The sequence below is a fragment of the Kitasatospora phosalacinea genome, assembly GCF_030268885.1.
Taxonomy (GTDB): domain Bacteria; phylum Actinomycetota; class Actinomycetes; order Streptomycetales; family Streptomycetaceae; genus Kitasatospora; species Kitasatospora phosalacinea_C.
This window is the reverse complement of sequence record NZ_BSSA01000001.1, coordinates 379,802-393,670: the sequence shown is the minus strand read 5'-3', so window position 1 is coordinate 393,670 and position 13,869 is coordinate 379,802. Positions and strand designations below refer to the sequence as shown.

At 75.7% G+C, this 13,869-nt stretch carries 12 protein-coding genes; 3 read left to right on the top strand and 9 right to left on the bottom strand.

The features are described 5' to 3' along the window. Positions 1-82: 82 nt before the first annotated feature. Complete coding sequence (locus tag QSK52_RS01665; RefSeq protein ID WP_285732638.1) at positions 83-3,673, bottom strand: BTAD domain-containing putative transcriptional regulator; 3,591 nt, start codon at positions 3,671-3,673, stop codon at positions 83-85. A 119-nt stretch (positions 3,674-3,792) separates the two neighbouring features. Here QSK52_RS01665 and QSK52_RS01660 point away from each other — a divergent pair, with 119 nt between their 5' ends. Then, positions 3,793-4,164, top strand: a complete 372-nt coding sequence (locus QSK52_RS01660) for a hypothetical protein (protein WP_285732636.1) — start codon at positions 3,793-3,795, stop codon at positions 4,162-4,164. Positions 4,165-4,197: 33 nt separating this feature from the next. On the opposite strand, the gene QSK52_RS01655 is transcribed toward QSK52_RS01660, so the two are convergent. After that, on the bottom strand, positions 4,198-4,647 hold the full coding sequence (locus QSK52_RS01655) for a group III truncated hemoglobin (protein WP_285732629.1): 450 nt from the start codon (positions 4,645-4,647) through the stop codon (positions 4,198-4,200). A gap of 167 nt (positions 4,648-4,814) precedes the next feature. On the opposite strand from QSK52_RS01655, the gene QSK52_RS01650 reads away from it, so the two are divergent. Further along, complete coding sequence (locus QSK52_RS01650; protein WP_285732627.1) at positions 4,815-5,804, top strand: aldo/keto reductase; 990 nt, start codon at positions 4,815-4,817, stop codon at positions 5,802-5,804. A gap of 66 nt (positions 5,805-5,870) precedes the next feature. Here the strand turns inward: QSK52_RS01650 and QSK52_RS01645 are convergent, their stop codons facing one another. Genes QSK52_RS01645 through QSK52_RS01620 form a run of 6 tightly spaced genes read right to left on the bottom strand, consistent with a single transcriptional unit; the run spans position 5,871 to position 11,545 of the window. After that, positions 5,871-6,941, bottom strand: coding sequence for an LLM class flavin-dependent oxidoreductase (locus QSK52_RS01645; protein WP_285732625.1), 1,071 nt, complete (start codon positions 6,939-6,941; stop codon positions 5,871-5,873). A 5-nt stretch (positions 6,942-6,946) separates the two neighbouring features. Next, a complete protein-coding gene (locus QSK52_RS01640; protein WP_285732623.1) occupies positions 6,947-7,855 on the bottom strand; it encodes an ABC transporter substrate-binding protein in 909 nt (302 codons plus the stop codon). Positions 7,856-7,881: 26 nt separating this feature from the next. Beyond that, complete coding sequence (locus QSK52_RS01635; protein WP_285732621.1) at positions 7,882-8,637, bottom strand: ABC transporter ATP-binding protein; 756 nt, start codon at positions 8,635-8,637, stop codon at positions 7,882-7,884. Beyond that, positions 8,634-9,482: an ABC transporter permease gene (locus QSK52_RS01630; protein WP_285732619.1), complete on the bottom strand. Its 849-nt coding sequence runs from the start codon at positions 9,480-9,482 to the stop codon at positions 8,634-8,636. The genes QSK52_RS01635 and QSK52_RS01630 overlap by 4 nt, the downstream gene beginning before the upstream one ends. Further along, positions 9,479-10,510, bottom strand: coding sequence for an NrtA/SsuA/CpmA family ABC transporter substrate-binding protein (locus tag QSK52_RS01625; RefSeq protein WP_285732618.1), 1,032 nt, complete (start codon positions 10,508-10,510; stop codon positions 9,479-9,481). Before QSK52_RS01625 ends, QSK52_RS01630 begins: the two co-directional genes overlap by 4 nt. A 24-nt stretch (positions 10,511-10,534) precedes the next feature. Next, positions 10,535-11,545, bottom strand: coding sequence for an ABC transporter substrate-binding protein (locus QSK52_RS01620; protein ID WP_285732615.1), 1,011 nt, complete (start codon positions 11,543-11,545; stop codon positions 10,535-10,537). 361 nt (positions 11,546-11,906) lie between these two features. Between QSK52_RS01620 and QSK52_RS01615 the strand changes: the two genes are divergently transcribed. Then, positions 11,907-12,677, top strand: coding sequence for an IclR family transcriptional regulator (locus QSK52_RS01615; RefSeq protein ID WP_285732613.1), 771 nt, complete (start codon positions 11,907-11,909; stop codon positions 12,675-12,677). A 151-nt stretch (positions 12,678-12,828) separates the two neighbouring features. Here QSK52_RS01615 and QSK52_RS01610 read toward each other — a convergent pair whose 3' ends face one another. Then, a complete protein-coding gene (locus QSK52_RS01610) occupies positions 12,829-13,497 on the bottom strand; it encodes a winged helix-turn-helix domain-containing protein (protein ID WP_285732611.1) in 669 nt (222 codons plus the stop codon). Positions 13,498-13,869: the final 372 nt, after the last annotated feature.

Sequence of the window (13,869 nt, the reverse complement as noted above, 5' to 3'; positions counted from 1 at the left end):
ACGGGGCGGGGCCAGGACGGCGGGGCGGGGTCAGGACGACGGGGCGGGGTCAGGACGACGGGGGCGGAAGGCGGGAGCGGGGTCAGGACGGCGGGTGTCCGGCTCCGAGGGCGGCCAGGGCGGCGCGGGCCTCGGCCTCCCAGCCGGGGGCCTCCCAGCGGCGGGCGACCTCGGCGGCCTGCCGGAAGTGTCCGGCGGCCTCGTCGGTGCGGCCGAGGTGACGGGCGAGTTCGCCGAGGGTGAGGGCCACCGGGCGGATCGCCACCGAGGTGGAGGCCGCACCGGCCACCAGGTGCGCCAACGGGCGCATCTGCTCCAGGAGCCGGGCGGCCTCCTCGGTCTCGTCCAGGGCGATGACCAGGTCGGCGCGCAGTTGCAGGAACAGCGAGCGGAAGTAGTCGGCCTGGATGCCCTGGTACTCGCCGCGGGCCCGCCGGACCTCCGCCGGGTCGTGCCCGGCGGCGTGCAGGGCGAGCGCGGTGACGTCGGCGATCAGCGGCCCGTACTGGGCGTGGTGCTCCCGGATCAGCGGCAGCATCTCGCCGAGGCGGCCCTGCCGGTGCGCGACCACGATCCGGATCAGCGCGCCCAGGCCGTCCGCGTGCAGCGAGCCGCGTTCGCGCAGGCCGGTCAGGGCCTGCTCGTAGAGGGCGACGGCCTCCTCGACGCGGTCGGCGGCGAGCTCCAGCATGCCGCGCTGGAACAGCACCACGTCGACGAACTCGGCCAGCCCGTAGCGGCGGGCGATCTCCTCCCCGGCCGCCATGTGGCGGCGCAGCGCGGGCAGGTCGGCGCGCACGGCGGCGGCGGTGGCGGCCAGGTGCTCGGCGTGCCAGCGGTAGGCGGGCAGGTCGTGCTCGGCGGCGAGGGCGGCGAGTTCGGCGGCCAGCTCGGCCCGGTCGACGGGCGCCAGCTCGTGGTCGCAGGCCCGGGCCTCGGCGGCGAGGGCCAGGCACAGCAGCCGCGGGTCGCCCTCGGCACGGGCGATCGCGACGGCCTCCCGCCCGGCGGCGATCGCCTCGGTCGAGCCCGCGCAGTCGAGTTCCTGGGTCAGCGCGTCGAGCAGTCGGCAGCGGGTGGCGGGCGGCAGGTCGGTGCGGCGCAGCAGCCGGGTCAGCTGGTCGACGGCCTCCTGGTCGAGGGCGCCGTACGGGTGGGTGACCCACGGGGTGGGTTCGGTCCAGGCCGTCCAGGCGGCGACCAGGAGTTCCTCCCGGCCGCTCTCCCGGGCGAGTCGGAGCGCGCGGGCCTTGGTGCGGGTGGCGGCGGTGACCTGCCCGGCCCGGACCTGGGCGCGCAGCAGGGCGCCGAGCAGCTCGATCCGGCGGGCGGGCCGGTCCTCGCCTGGCTGTTCGGCGGCGCGCTCCAGGTTGTCGACGGCCTGCCGGAGCAGGTTGACGGCGCTGGCGTGGGCGTAGCGCCGTTCGGCGTCCTCGGCGGCGCGGACGCAGTGGTCGACCGCGAGGGCGGCCGTGGCGGTGGTCGCGGCCTGGGTGAAGTGGTGGGCCAGCGCGGTGAGTTCGCCGGGGCGCAGGTCGCGCAGGGCGTGCCCGATCCGGCCGTGCAGCCGGGCTCGGCGCAGTCCGCCGAGGTCCGCGTACAGGGTGTCGCGGACCAGCACGTGGGCGAACCGGACGGTGCCGGGCCGGGGTTCGAGCAGCAGGCCGCCCGCGACGGCCGCCTCGACCGCCTCGGTGGCGGTGTCCTCGTCCTGCTCCCCGGCCCGCAGCAGCAGGTCGACCTCGCTCTCCCGGCCCGCGACGGCAGCCAGCCGCAGCAGGTCGACGGCGGGCGCGGGCAGCCGCTCGAAGCGGCGGCGCAGCACCTCCCGGACGCCCTGCGGGACCTGCCGCAGGGCCGTCGACTCGTCGCCCAGCGCGAGGAGTTGGGCGCTCTCGGCGAGGTAGAACGGGTTGCCGCCGGTCCGCTCGGCCAGCGCCCGGACGGTCTCCGGCCGCACCGGGGCGGCGCACACCGCCTCGATCAGCTGCCCGGCCTCGGGTTCGGCGAGCCCGCCGAGCGGCATCCTGAGCGGCGACCTCCGGGCCAACTTGGCCAGCACGTCGGCGAGTTCGCCCTCGCCCGGGCGCAGCGCGGCCACCACCAGCAGTCCGCCGGACGCCTCCGGCACGGACTGGTCGGCGGCCAACTCGCCCAGCAGCTCCCGGGTTTCCGGGTCGGCGGCGTGCAGGTCGTCCAGCAGGACGGCGAGCGGTGCCGTCCGGGCGGCGGCGTGCAGCCGGGCGACCACCGCGCGGTGCATCCGGAACCGGCCCCACCCGGCCTCCTGACGGTCGGTCAGTTCCGGGTCGGCGAGCAGCGGGGCCAGCAGCGGATCGGCCGCGACGGCGGGCTCGTACCGGGCGAGGTCGCGCAGCGCCTCCGTCCACGCCCAGGCCGCCGGGGCCCCCGCGCTCTCCGGGCACCGCCCGGTCACCACCCGCCAGCCCCCGGCGCCCAGCTGCTCCCGCAACCGCCCCAGCAGGGTCGACTTCCCGGCCCCCGCCTCCCCGCTCACCAACGCGAACCCGGCCCCGCCCCGCGCCCGGCCGGCCGCTCCCGACAGCGCCGCCAGCTCGTCCTGCCGCCCCACGAACACCTGCACCCGCCCGGCGCCGGGGCGGCCGACCAGCGGGAGTACGGACCCGGCGGGGGCGGAGGGGGCGGCGTCCGGGGACGCGGGGTCGGCCGCCCCGCCGGGCACCCGGGCCCCGGCCGCGACAGCACCGGCCCCGACGGGCGGCGACACCGCCCCGGCGACCTCGCCGTCCCGGGGCGCGGACCTCCCGGGCGGCGGAGCGGCACCGGCGGCGGGGCCCGCCGGGTCTCCGGCGTCCCGGGGCGCGTTCCGGCCCCGGCGCCCGGGCGGCCCGCCGGTGGTGTCCGCCGCTCCCCCGCCGGTGGCGCCCGTCGGCCGGGGCGGGGTGCGGCGGGGGGCCAGCTCCTCGGTGCGCTGCTGCAGGATCGCGGATTCGACGGCGGTGAGCAGCGGGCCGGGGTCGAGGCCGAGTTCGGCGGCGAAGTAGCCGCGGGCGCGGCGGACGGCGGCCAGCGCCTCGGCCTGGCGGCCACCGTGCCAGAGGGCGAGGACGAGCAGCCGCCAGGCCTCCTCGCGCAGGGGGTGGTCCTCGACCAGGGCGGCGGCGTCCCGGGCGGCGGTGCGGGCGTCTCCGGCGGCGAGGTCGGCCTCGACGGCGGACTCCCGTGCGGCGGTGCGGAGTTCCTCCAGCCGGGCGACCTCGGGGGCGGCCCAGGGACGGTCGGCGAACTCGCCGTACGCCGGGCCCTGCCAGAGGCCGAGCGCCTGCCGCAGCCGCTCCGAGCCCTCCGGGTGCGGGTCGGCGAGGAGGTCCTCGAACTCCTGCGCGTCGGTGCGGACGCCGCGCAGCGCGTAACCGCCCGCCTCGCTGACCAGCAGGCGGGCCTCCTGCCGGGGGCCGCGTCCGGGCTCCAGCAGGCGGCGCAGGTTGGAGACGTACGCCTGGAGGGAGGTCGCGGCCTTGGCGGGCGGGCGGCCGTCCCACAGGTCCTCGATGAGCCGGTCGGCGGGGACGGCCGCCCCGCGGGCGACCAGGAGCTGGGCGAGCACGCCGCGCTGGCGCGGGCCTCCCAACCGGGTGGCGGCCCCCGCCACGTGCGCCGTCAGCGTCCCGAGCACAGTGATCCGCACCATCGTGGGGTCGAGCCTATGCGATGCCCGCGCGCAACCGCCGCCCACCTGCGTTCCAAGTGGATTCCAAGCGGACCGCAAACCGTTGGACGCACCGGGCGCGGCACTGCCAGCCTGGCCCTGTGGGAACCTACGTGTCGATCTGCGGCTGGGTGGACTGCTGCGAGGACGAGCAGCTGCGGCTGCTCCGGGGGATCGCCGCGGCGGAACGGGCCGGGGAACGCGACTACCGGGGCGGGTGGACCTTCCCGACCGAACAGCCGATGTGGGGCAGGGTGGCGTTCTTCGCCGCCGACGGGCGCGCCGGGTACGAGGACCGGGTCCGGGAGGTGCTGGAGCGGGTCGCGGCCCTCCCGGCGGTCGACCAGGACGACCGGGTGCGCGGCCTGTTCCGGGTCAGCCACGAGGTGGACGGCGCGACGGAGTGGCGGCTGCGCCGCGGCGAGCTGCTGTGCGTACCGGCCCCGCCGGAGTACGACTACCTGGACGAGTGAGGCCGCCCCCGGCCGCGGTCCCGGCGCCGACGGTCAGCCGACGGCGCTGCCGGAGGCCAGGCGGACGGCGCTGAGCGGGACGAAGCCGCCGGTGCCGCCGCCGGTGCCGCCGTCGCCGAGGCGGCGCAGCATGGCGACGGCGATGCGCTGGGACTGGGCCTTGGCGCGTTCGGTGACGGGCCCGGCGTGGCGGCCGTCGAGGGTGGCGCGCCAGAGCTGGACCCAGCGCCCGAAGTGGGCGGCGGTGAGCGGGGCGGCGGCGTGCAGCGCGGCGTGCGGGGCGAGCGCGTTGCCGCGGTAGGAGGCGGTGCGCAGCAGGGCGCTCTCCCAGAAGTCGGTGATCCGGGGGAGGTGGGCCTCCAGGTCGAGGCGGGCGACCTCGGTGAAGTGCGGGCCGATCAGCGGGTCGGCGAAGGCGGCGCGGTAGAAGAGCCGGAGGGCCCGCTCCAGGTCGGTCCGGCTGGTGATGTCCGGCAGTGCCACGGCGGTGTCCTCTCGTGCTGTCCGCTACGGTCGCCGCCCCGCTCCGTCACCTGCTGTCACGGCTGGTGTCGCGCTGCTGCGCCCGTCCGGCCAGGGTACGTCGGGGCGGGGTCCGCGGGCAGGGCCGTTGGTCCCGTCGGCGGGCCCCACCTGGCAGGATGCTGGTCATGAGCTTCCTCCCCGCAGAAGACCGCTACGCCTCGATGTCCTTCCGCCGCGCCGGACGCAGCGGCGTGCAGCTGCCCGCCGTCTCGCTCGGCCTGTGGCACAACTTCGGTGACACCCAGCCGCTGGAGGTGCAGCGCGCGGTGCTGCGCCGGGCCTTCGACCGGGGGGTGACGCACTTCGACCTGGCGAACAACTACGGCCCGCCGTACGGCAGCGCGGAGCGCAACTTCGGCTACCTGTTCGCCCAGGACTTCCGCCCGTTCCGGGACGAGCTGTTCATCGCCTCGAAGGCGGGCTGGGACATGTGGCCGGGCCCGTACGGGGACGGCGGCAGCCGCAAGTACCTGCTGGCCAGCCTGGACCAGTCGCTGAGCCGGATGGGCCTGGACTACGTCGACGTCTTCTACTCGCACCGGTGGGACCCGACCACCCCGCTGGAGGAGACGATGGGCGCGCTGGACACGGCGGTGCGCTCGGGCCGCGCGCTGTACGCGGCGATCTCCAACTACCCGGCGGAGCAGCACCGGGAGGCGGTGGCGATCCTGCGCGAGCTGGGCACGCCGTGCCTGCTGAACCAGGCGAGCTACTCGATCCTGAACCGGGAGCCGGAGCAGGGGCTGCTGGACGCGGTGGGCGAGACGCAGACCGCGCTGATCGCCTACTCGCCGCTGGCGCAGGGCCTGTTGACCGACCGCTACCTGTCGGGCGGTGTCCCGGCGGGTTCGCGGATGTCGGTGGGCCACTTCCTGAAGGAGGAGGCGCTGACGGAGGCGAAGCTGGAGCAGCTGCGGGCGCTGGCGAAGGTCGCGGAGGGCCGCGGGCAGAGCCTGGCGCAGCTGGCGCTGTCCTGGGTGCTGCGGGACGAGCGGGTGGTGTCGGTGATCATCGGCGCGTCGAGCGTGCAGCAGCTGGACCAGAACCTGGACGCGCTGGCGGCCGGTCCGCTGTCCGCGGAGGAGCTGGCGGAGATCGACCGGCTCAGCAAGTGACGCGGTAGCAGCCGGGAACGGGCGGGCGGCCGGGGAGGGTTCGGCCGCCCGCCCGGTCCCGGGGCGTCAGGGGTGCAGCTTCGGCAGGACGGTCTCGGCGACCCGGTACGCCTCCTCCAGCAGCGGGTTGCCGGAGAGGATGAAGGTGTCCACGCCCAACTCCTGGAACTCGCGCAGCCGTTCGACGACCTGGTCGGTGGAGCCGACCACCGCGGTGCCGGGGCCGGGACGGAACAGGCTCATCCCGGGCCACAGGTTGGGGTGGGTCTCCAACTCCCGTGCGCGGGCCGGTACGCGGCCGCCGTGCTGGCGGAACTGGCGCTGCCAGCCGATGCCGTCCTCCTCGGCCCGGCCGCCGAGCTGGCGGGCGTAGGTGGCCTCGCTGGTGACGTCGAGGAGGCGGTCGGCGGCGGCCCAGGCCTGCTCCTCGGTGTCGCGGACGATCAGGTGCAGGCGCAGCCCGAGCCGCAGGGTGCGGCCGTGGGCGGCGGCGCGTTCGCGGACGCGCTCCAGCTTCTCCTTGAGCAGGTGCGGGGGTTCGCCCCAGGTGAGGTAGACGTCGACGTGCTCGGCGGCGACCTCGATGCCCGCCGGGGAGGAGCCGCCGAACCAGAGCGGGATGTGGCCCTCGCGCAGCGGCGGCAGGTCGCGCAGCGAGGCCCCGGCGTTCTTCAGCTGGTAGAACTCGCCCTCGTGGTCGAAGACCTCGCCGCTGGTGAGGCGCTTGACCAGGCTCCAGTACTCGGCGGACAGCCGGTAGCGGTCGTCGTGCTCGACGTGCAGGCCGTACTCGCGCAGCTGGTTGGTGGAGCCGTTGACCACGTTGAAGCGGAGTCGGCCGGGGCCGTGCAGGTGCTCGAAGGAGAGCGCCATCTTGGCCAGCAGGGTGGGCGAGACCAGGCCGGGGTGGACGGCCAGCAGGGGCTGGAAGCCGGGGCCGGTGGCGGCGGCCAGTGCGGAGCCGAGCGTCCACACGTCGTACTGGTCGGTGGCGAGCAGCGCGCCGGTGTAGCCGAGCCGCTCCACGGTGGCGGCGAGGTGCTGGAGGTAGCCGAGGTCGACCGGGCGGCGGCCCTCGGGCTCCCAGGGGTAGTGGCCCTCGCGGGGGATCAGGTACCAGAGGACTTCGGTGGCCATGGTGCTCAGGCTTCCTTGCTGGCGCGGGAGATGGCGGCGGCGACCGGCTGCTCCAGCTCGGGCAGGTGGATGTCGGCGACGGTGACGGCGCGGTCGATGAAGCCGACCCGGTGGAAGATGTCGGCGGCTTCCTGCTGCTCGGCGACGAACTCGGCGGTGGCGGGCTCCAGTTGCCAGGGCAGGGCGGCCAGCGCGGTGTGCCAGTCGGCGGCCTCGCCGCCCTGGTCCTCGGCGGCGATGGCGGCGGCCTCGGCCGGGTGGGCGGCGGCCCAGTGGTCGGCGCGCTGCAGGGCGGTGACGATGGCGGCGACCACCTCGGGCCGCTGGACGGCGAGTTCGCGGCGGGTGAAGAACACCGAGCGGTCGGTGATGACGTCGCCGGTGCGGACCAGTTCGCGGAACTCGCCGGTGCGGCGGGCGGCGGCGAGTTCGGCGCCCTGGGCGATCCAGCCGGCGATGGCGCCGCTGCGCAGCCGCTCGGCCTCGTCCCCGGCGGGGCGTTCGGCGGTGATGTCGTCGCGGTAGGAGAGGCCGTGCCGGTCCAGGGCCTTGGCGAGCAGGTGGGTCTGCCAGGAGCCGATGCCGAGCACCACGGTGGTGCCCTTGAGGTCGGCGATCGAGTGCACCGGCCCGTCGGCGGCGACCAGCAGCGCGCCGTGGTCGGGGCGGGGCGCGGAGACGGCGGTGTAGACGATGTCGTGGCCCGCGGCCTGGGCGGTGATCGGCGGGGTGGAGCCGGTGCCGCCGAAGTCGATGGTGCCGTCGGCCAGGTAGGGGCCGGTCTTGGTGCCGTCCGTGTAGTGGTGGAACTCGGCGCTCTCGCCGAGCGGGGCCAACTCCTGCTGCAGGTAGTCGAGTCGGGCCAGGTGGTAGAGGGAGGGGTTGGAGCGGTGCACACCGACGGTGACGGTCATGGCGGTCGCTTTCCTTTCAGGGGTGGCTAGTTGACGTGCTGTGGTGCGGAGTCCCGGTGCACGCCGAGGTCGGCGAGCAGGCGGCGGCGCAGTGCGGCGAACTCGGGGTCGGCGGCGTCCCGGGGACGTTCGACGGTGACGGTCTCGTCGCGGACCAGCGCGCCGTCGCGCAGCACGGCGACCCGGTCGGCGAGCCGGATCGCCTCGTCCACGTCGTGGGTGACCAGCAGGACGGCGGGCCGGTGCTTGCGGCACAGTTCGCCGACCAGGTCCTGCATGCGCAGCCGGGTGAGGGCGTCCAGGGCGGCGAACGGCTCGTCCAGCAGCAGGAGTTCGGGCTCCCGGACGAGGGCGCGGGCCAGGGCGGCGCGCTGGGCCTCGCCGCCGGAGAGGGTGCCGGGCCAGGCGTCGGCGTGGTCGGCGAGGCCGACCTCGGCCAGCGCCCGGCGGCCGGTCTCCCGGGTGGCGGCACCGCGCGGCAGGCCGACGGTGACGTTGCCGAGGACGCGCTTGGACGGGATCAGCCGGGGTTCCTGGAAGACCACGGTCCGCGAGGGCGGGACGAGGACGGTGCCCTGGTCGGCGCGGTCGAGGGCGCCGAGGATCCGCAGCAGGGTGGTCTTGCCGGTGCCGGAGGCGCCGAGCAGGGCGAGGAACTCGCCGCGGGCGATGTCCAGGTCGATGCCGTCCAGGACGGCGCGGGTGCCGAACACCCGGCGCAGGCCGCGCAGGTGGACCGCGGGGGCGGTGGTGGCGGGGGCGGTGGTGGCGGGGGTGCTCATCGTCCGGCCACCTGCCGTCCGGTGACGGGCCGCCAGGGCATCAGGACGCGTTCCAGGACGCGGACCGCGCCGTCGGCGGCCAGGCCGAGCAGGCCGTAGATCAGGATGCAGACGGCGAGCACGTCGGTGCGGGAGAAGTTCTGCGCCTGGGCCATCAGGTAGCCGATCCCCTCGGTGGAGTTGATCTCCTCGGCGGCGATCAGCGCGATCACGCTGAGCGTCATCGACAGCCGCAGCCCGGAGAGCAGGGCGGGCAGCGCGCCGGGCAGCACGACCTCGCGGACCACCGCCCAGCGGGAGAGGCCGAAGCTGCGCATCGCCTCGACGAGCTTGCGGTCGGTGTTGCGGACGCCCCCGGAGGCGGAGACGTACATCGGGAAGGAGGTGGCCACGCCGATCAGCGCGATCTTCGCCGTCTCGGTGATGCCGAACCAGACCATGAACAGCGGTACCAGCGCCAGGAACGGGACGGTGCGCAGGACCTGGACCGCGGAGTCGAGCAGTTCCTCGCCGAGCCGGAAGAAGCCGGTGACCACGCCGAGCACCAGGCCGGTGCCGGCGCCGAACAGCAGGCCGAGGGCGGCCCGGGTCAGCGAGGTGGAGAGCGCGTCGGCGAGCTGCCCGTTGCCCCACAGCTCCTTCACCGCCTGCAGGACCTGGCCGGGCGAGGCGAGCACGTCGGGGGTGAGCGCGCCGGTCGCGGAGGAGACCTGCCAGGCGGCGAGCAGGGCGATCGGGCCCAGGGCGCGCAGGGCGAGCGAGAGGCCGCGCGGCCGGGCGGTGGTGGCGCGGGCCCGGGGGGCGACCAGTCCGGCCGCCCGGGCCGCCTCGGTGGTGGTGGTCACTGTCCGCTCCCGGGAAGGGAGTTGACGTCGATCAGGTAGGGCTTGACGTCGACCAGGGTCTTGGTGACGCCCTGGTCGGCGTAGAACTTGGCGACCACGGCGAACCGGGCGGCGTCGGCGTCGGTGATCGGGGAGTCGACGGCGCGCTGCTTGCCGAACTCGACGGCGATCTCCTTCTCCGCGGGGGTGACGGCGGTCGGCCCGGCGTCGGTGAACACGTTGAGGTAGGCGGCCGGGTCGGCCTTCTCCTTGGCGCCGTTCTCGTGCAGGTAGCCGTAGAACGCCTTCACCACCTCGGGGTGCTTCTCGGCGAAGGTCGAACGCACCGCCCATACCGCGTAGTTGTCGCTGCCGACGGCCTTGCCGTTGGCCAGGAAGTGGGAGTTCGCGTTGGCGATGGCGGGGATCGAGAAGGTGCCCCAGGTCGCCCAGGCGTCGACCTGCCCGGAGTTGAAGACGCCGGAGGTCTGGTCGGCCCGCAGGTAGACCCGCTGGACCTGGTCGGCCGGGATGCCGTTCTTCTCCAGCGCCTTCAGCAGCAGGTACTCGGAGGTGCCGCCCTGCGAGACGGCGACCTTCCTGCCGACCAGGTCCTTGATCTCCTTGATCGGCGAGTCGTTCTTCACCAGGATGCCCTCGCCCGCCTCGTCCGGCTCGGTCTGCGCGAACAGCTTGAAGCCGGGCTTCTGGGCGAGCGCGGCGACGGCCGAGGTGATCGAGCCCTGGGCGACGTCCAGCTGGTCGGCGTTGAGGGCCTGCGCGGCGGGGGCGAACGGGCCGGCGCTGCCCGTCCACACCACCTTGGCGTGCACGGCGGCCAGCGCCTTGTCCAGCGAGCCGTCCTTCTTGCCCCTGGCGAGGAAGCCGGAGTTGCCGGGGTCGGGCACCCGCAGCACCACCTCGGCGCCGCCCTTGCCGTCGGCGGAGGCCGCGGTCTCCTTAGCGGAGGAGCAGGCGGTCAGGGCGAGCGCGGCGACGGCGGTCAGTGCGGTGGCGGCGAGCAGCGGGCGGCGGACGGTGGTGCGCATGGGGTTCTCCAACAGTGGGGGTCGTCAGGAGCGGGCGGCGAGCAGGGCGCGGGCGGCGGCCAGCGGGGCGGGGTCGGCCCAGGCGTGGACGTCGACCCGGTCGGCGAGGAAGCCGTGGGCGTGCAGGAACTGCTCCTGCCGGGCGAGGAGTTCGAGGCGGTCGGCCGAGAGGTCCGGGTGCAGGGTGCGGTGGCTGCCCGCCGCGTACGCACCGGCGACGCCCTCCGGGCCGGCTCCGGTCTCGGCGCCGAGGATCCGGGCCACGTCCTCGGGCCGGTCGGCCGCCCAGTCGGCGGCGCGCAGCAGCACCGCCAGGAAGCGCGCCACCAACTCGGGCTGATCGTCGAGGAGTTGCTGGTGCACGGTGATCGGGCGGGGCGTCCCGTTGTTCACCCGGTGGCGGCGGTCCGCCAGGGCGTCCAACTCCACGGCGGGTACGGCCCCGTGGCGGCGCGCGGCCTCCACGGCGAGCGCCCCCTTCACGTACACGGCGTCCACCCGGCCCTCGGCCAGCGCGGCCAGTTCGGCCTCCCACTGGCCGCCGCCGGGGGCGGCCTCGATGTCCACCCACCGGACGTCGTCCGGGGTCAGCCCGGCGGAGGCCAGTGCGCCGTGGTGCCCGGCCAGGGCCATCGCCCGCCAGAAGTCGATCGCGATCGGGTGCCGGGGCACCGCGAGCCGCAGACCGCGCAGCTGCTCGGCGGCGGTGATGCCGCTGCCCTCCCGGACGAGCACCGTCTGGCGCTCCTCGATCCAGGTCAGGCCGATCAGCCTGGTCCGCTCGCCGCGCGAACGGGCCCACAGCGCCGGGACGTTGCCGCCCTCCCGGAACAGGCCGGTCAGCGCGTGCGTGTAGTGGTGGTCGGCGGCGACCTCCGGCGGGACGTCCTGCAGCGAGCGCACCGCGATGCCCTCGGCCGCGAACTCCTCGGCCAGCCAGCCGCGGTCGGCGGCGATGCCGGTCGCGGTCGGCACGGGGCAGCGGGTGAACCACAGGGTGTCGGGGTACGGGGGCGCGACGGGGGGCGTGCTCATGGCGGGGCTCCGGGAATCGGCAGGAGGCGCGCGGGCACCGTGCCACATGGTGGGAACGGCCGCGCGGGAGAAGGAGGTTCGCGAAGGGGTCAGCGACAACAGGAGGAGTGGCACCGGTGCGTCTTCACGGTGGACTCCCTCCTGCTCGAACCGGCTGACGGACCGAGCGTTCCACCTGACCGGGGGCCGAAGCAAGCCTTGCCAGATGATGGGATCACCTGTTCACGGCAGGTCGGACAGCCGCAACACTGCCGACACACTGCCGCAGCGATCACTCCCATATCCTGGAAACAGCACCGAAGTTGACCACCGAAGTCGACCACCGACGCCGACCCTCGACGAGCTGAACCGGAGAAGCGCGATGCCCGCCCCCGGAACCCTCCCCGCCCCGCCCGGCGGCGCCCAGGCGGTCCACCGGGCGCTCGGCCTGCTGCACTGCTTCCACGACAACGGGCCCGACCTCAGCGCCTCCGAACTCGCCCGCCGGATGGGCCTGTCCGTCTCCACCGCGCACCGCCTGGCCCGCACCCTGGTCGCCACCGGCTTCCTCGACCAGGACGAGCGCACCGCCCGCTACCGGCTCGGCCCGGCCGTCGCCGAACTCGGCCAACTCACCTTCCACCAGCGCGGACTGCACCTCGCCGCCCCCGAACTCGCCCAGCTCGCCCAGCGCACCGGCGCCACCGCCGACCTGGCCATCCGCTCCGGCCCGCACGCCGTCATCCTGGTCGGCGGCTCCGTCCTGCCCTCCACCGGCCTCGGCCTGCGCCGCCCGCTGCACTCCACGGCCCTCGGCAAGGTCCTGCTGACCTGGCCCTCCCCCACCGACCCGCCGCTGCAGGGGCCGCTGCCCGCCCACACCCCGCGCACCCTCACCGATCCGGCCGCCCTGGACGCCGAACTCGCCCTCACCCGCGAACGCGGCTACGCCCTCAACGACGGCGAGTCCGCCCCCGGCGTCCGCACCCTGGCCGTCCCCGTCCTCGACCGGACCCCCACCGCCCGCTTCGCCCTCGCCGTCCGCTCCACCCCGGCCCACCTCACCGACGGGGCCCTGCCCCGCGCCCTCGCCCACGCGCGGTCCTGCGCACGGGCCCTGGCGGTCCTGCTGCTGCCCCCGGACCAGCGCTGACGAGCCGCGGAGCGCACCGACGGGGGCGCGGGGAACCGCGCGAGCGGCCCCCACGCACGGCAAGGTCGCGACGGGGCGTCAACTGACCACCCTCGTCGCGACCTTGCCGGTGTTCATCCTCCGCTGCGCGCAGTTACCCGCGCCCCTGGCCTCACGCCGCGGGCGCGTACTTGTAGCCGACGCGGCGGACGGTGACGATCGTGTCGCGGTAGGCCGCGCCGAGCTTGCGGCGCAGGCGGGCGACGTGGACGTCGACGGTGCGGCCGTCACCGACGTGGCCGTAGCCCCAGACGGTGTGGACGAGCTGGTCGCGGGTGTGCACGCGGTGCGGGTGCTCGGTGAGGTGGGCGAGGAGTTCGAACTCGAGGTAGGTGAGGTCGAGCAGCGAGCCGTCGACGTACGCGTTGCGGCGGTCCAGGTCGACGGAGATGCCGCTGTCCGCGGGGCGGGTGAACGGCCGGGCGGCCGGGGCCTCGGCGACGGGCGCGACGGGCACGGCGGGGGCCGGGGCCTCGGCGGGCACCAGCACCAGGTAGCCGACCAGCGGGGAGTTGGCCGCCCCGAGCTGGGCGAGCAGCCCCTGCGGGAGGACGGAGTGCGGGAGGGCGGCGACCACGGCGGCGCCGTCCTGGAGCCCGGCGAGCAGGCTCTCCGGGGCCGGGGCGACGGACGCGACGGGCGCGGCGGCCGGAACGACCGGTCGGGGCGCGGCGGCCCGCCGGTGCTCGGCGGTGGCGGCGGTCGCGGGGGCGAGGTTGGGCAGGGAGCGGACCGCGCGCAGGTGCGGGGTCGCGGTGGCGGTGGCGGTGGCGTACGACATGTGAGGGCTCTTTCGCGCGTGACGGTCGGTGGGTGGTCGTCGTCTGCGCTTCCGGCGCACGGGGGTTGACGGTGGGTCAGATCCGGGGCCGGGAGGCGCGGGTCGCGCGCCGACAGGTCTGGTCGAAGTGGTGGTTCCGGCGCGAGGGCCAGAAGGGTTCGAGGAGGGTGCGGGTCTGCACGGTTGCTCTCCGGAGCGCGGGTCGACGGGGACGCACGGAGCCGCCGCCCTCCCGGCGGGTACGCGGGTACGGGGAGGGGTGGCGGTGCGTCAGCGACAGCAGGCGCTGTAGATCCGGCCGTGGTCGATGTACCGGCGGACGGTGAGCACGGGGAGGGCGGCGATGCGGACCGTGGCGGTCATGGTGCGGCT

Coding starts and splice junctions, on each gene's coding strand:
- QSK52_RS01635 (WP_285732621.1), bottom strand. CDS start 8,637: ATGAGCACCCCCGCCACCACCGCCCCCGCCACCACCGCCCCCGCGGTC.
- QSK52_RS01610 (WP_285732611.1), bottom strand. CDS start 13,497: ATGTCGTACGCCACCGCCACCGCCACCGCGACCCCGCACCTGCGCGCG.
- QSK52_RS01640 (WP_285732623.1), bottom strand. CDS start 7,855: ATGACCGTCACCGTCGGTGTGCACCGCTCCAACCCCTCCCTCTACCAC.
- QSK52_RS01615 (WP_285732613.1), top strand. CDS start 11,907: ATGCCCGCCCCCGGAACCCTCCCCGCCCCGCCCGGCGGCGCCCAGGCG.
- QSK52_RS01620 (WP_285732615.1), bottom strand. CDS start 11,545: ATGAGCACGCCCCCCGTCGCGCCCCCGTACCCCGACACCCTGTGGTTC.
- QSK52_RS01665 (WP_285732638.1), bottom strand. CDS start 3,673: ATGGTGCGGATCACTGTGCTCGGGACGCTGACGGCGCACGTGGCGGGG.
- QSK52_RS01645 (WP_285732625.1), bottom strand. CDS start 6,941: ATGGCCACCGAAGTCCTCTGGTACCTGATCCCCCGCGAGGGCCACTAC.
- QSK52_RS01625 (WP_285732618.1), bottom strand. CDS start 10,510: ATGCGCACCACCGTCCGCCGCCCGCTGCTCGCCGCCACCGCACTGACC.
- QSK52_RS01650 (WP_285732627.1), top strand. CDS start 4,815: ATGAGCTTCCTCCCCGCAGAAGACCGCTACGCCTCGATGTCCTTCCGC.